We start from the raw sequence: 1,825 nt of genomic DNA, 5'->3' as shown, positions 1-1,825 counted from the left end.
ATATGTTTTTAAAGGAAGTTACGAAAACCTTTCAATAGTATGTACCTTTGAGGGGGAACTCCTGACTTTAAAATGAAATATTAGTGGCAAAGAAAAGGCGAGGTATGAGCTACAAAATACCTCGCAGTTTCGGATAACAAGTGTAGACACAAGGACAGAATTTACGCTGAGATCCAGTTGTGGGCATTAGGCATATAAATGTGGCTTATTTATAAAGTGACCAGCAGAAAAAAAAGGGACAGTCTAGATTTGATCGCTTGGGAAGAGTTGAGTAACAGTTGTTGGGTTTTTAGTGATATGAATAGTGGGTGTCCTTTTCCAGTTTTTGTCTTTGCTTCAAAACAATGTTCCTCATCCAGAAGTTTCCGATTTAATTTTTTGGCATAATCCTGAACTAAGTGTAGAAGAGGTTGCTGAAAAGGCTTTATCGTATAAGCCAATTCAGCTTTAAAGTAATGCAGTGGAATCAACATATAACAAGACCAATCAGCATCGGCCTTTCGGGCTTGGACCTCGCTACGCTCAGCTGCTGTTGGCAACGTTCGCATCCTGGAGCATGAATTGATAGAGTTACAGCCATTTAACGAAGACGACTTTAGTCAAACCCAAAAAAGGACAGTCACCGAACATAGCACTGAAAGCATTGGTGGCAGCAAAACCTTGGTGGCGATTGGCGCGTTAAAGCTACATCCAGGGGGGCAGCTGAGTTGACAGCCATTGTTCTCTCAAAGGTGGCTACAAGTAATGATAGCCATACAGTCGTAGTTAAATAATCAAAAAGTGAGTGTCCTTTTTTCTGTTAAGGAGGCTTGGTAGCCGTGTCCTATGGTAGATAGTTTGTACCGGGCCAAGTAGCTTTTCATGTCTTTGATTAGGCTTATGTGAGTTATTTTTGTGTTGCTTGGAAAGAGTTGAATAACAGTTGTTGAGCTTTTACTGATATAAATAATGGATGTCCTTTTTTATACTTACTAGGGTATACTAGAGGGGACTTTCACCCCATGAGTTCAATGCCCATGCTGGGCGTACACAAGGTGCTGTTCTCTGCGCTCCAAACCAGCCGCAAAGCACGGCGTTAGCAGTTTGTCGTCCCTTTGGCGTACTGTTGGCATTAAACTGTCGTATACGAATTTTTGATTTTTTTATACGCTGTAATCCCAGTATTAGAAGTTGGATGTGTGATGAAGATTAATGCTAAAAAAATATTAAATGAACGTAAGTTAAGGGCATGGAGTCAGCAGCATTTAGCTGATGTAAGCGCTTTAAGCTTAAGAACAATTCAAAGAGTTGAGAACGAGGGTTCTGGTTCACTTGAAACAGTGAAAGCATTAGCAGCTTGCTTTGAATTAGACACCAATGAGTTATTTGTATTGGAAGAGAGCAGGGAGAGTTCATTCGATAGCAAAATCAAAGCAAAACTTGTTGCCATGTGGTCTGCGGTTATTACTATTTTTGTCGGTGGCCTGTTGTTTTTTGTACAATCTACAATGGCTTTTGATTTAGAAATTAGTGCGGATCAGATAGAAAGTTCTGCTGAAAATAACTATCAACTATATCGTGGTAATGTAGAAATATTTGTGCCGGCAGGGATCACTGTTGAAGTAGAGTCTGATGAACTTTGGGGAACAGATGCAGCTTCGGTTGTGACGAGTAGTGTGAAAGTAGAGTTAGATGGGGCTACATTAGTGATAGGTGATGGTGTGGTCATTAAAGATGACAAAGGGACAAAAATTACAACAGATTACGCTGAACTGTACTCCTTAACACTACGATAGAAACTGCTAATCGGGTAAGAGCTGGCTAGATACCAGCTCTCCCCACACCA

At 40.7% G+C, this 1,825-nt stretch carries 3 protein-coding genes; 2 read left to right on the top strand and 1 reads right to left on the bottom strand.

Translation table 11 applies throughout. The features are described 5' to 3' along the window. Positions 1-209: 209 nt before the first annotated feature. Positions 210-539: a hypothetical protein gene (locus KCG35_RS25065; protein WP_215822580.1), complete on the bottom strand. Its 330-nt coding sequence runs from the start codon at positions 537-539 to the stop codon at positions 210-212. Between the two features lie 22 nt (positions 540-561). Here KCG35_RS25065 and KCG35_RS25060 point away from each other — a divergent pair, with 22 nt between their 5' ends. Further along, entirely contained in the window at positions 562-711 is a 150-nt protein-coding gene (locus KCG35_RS25060; RefSeq protein WP_215822579.1) for a hypothetical protein, read from the top strand. 470 nt (positions 712-1,181) lie between these two features. Next, positions 1,182-1,775, top strand: coding sequence for a helix-turn-helix transcriptional regulator (locus tag KCG35_RS25055; RefSeq protein ID WP_215822578.1), 594 nt, complete (start codon positions 1,182-1,184; stop codon positions 1,773-1,775). The last annotated feature ends 50 nt before the right edge of the window (positions 1,776-1,825 follow it).

Source organism: Zooshikella harenae, from assembly GCF_018837975.1.
In the GTDB taxonomy this organism is placed as follows: Bacteria; Pseudomonadota; Gammaproteobacteria; order Pseudomonadales; family Zooshikellaceae; genus Zooshikella; species Zooshikella harenae.
This window is presented reverse-complemented; position numbering and strand designations above follow the sequence as displayed.

Bases quoted from the DNA above. Each gene is read 5' to 3' on its own strand.
- KCG35_RS25055 (WP_215822578.1), top strand. From the start codon at position 1,182: ATGAAGATTAATGCTAAAAAAATATTAAATGAACGTAAGTTAAGGGCA.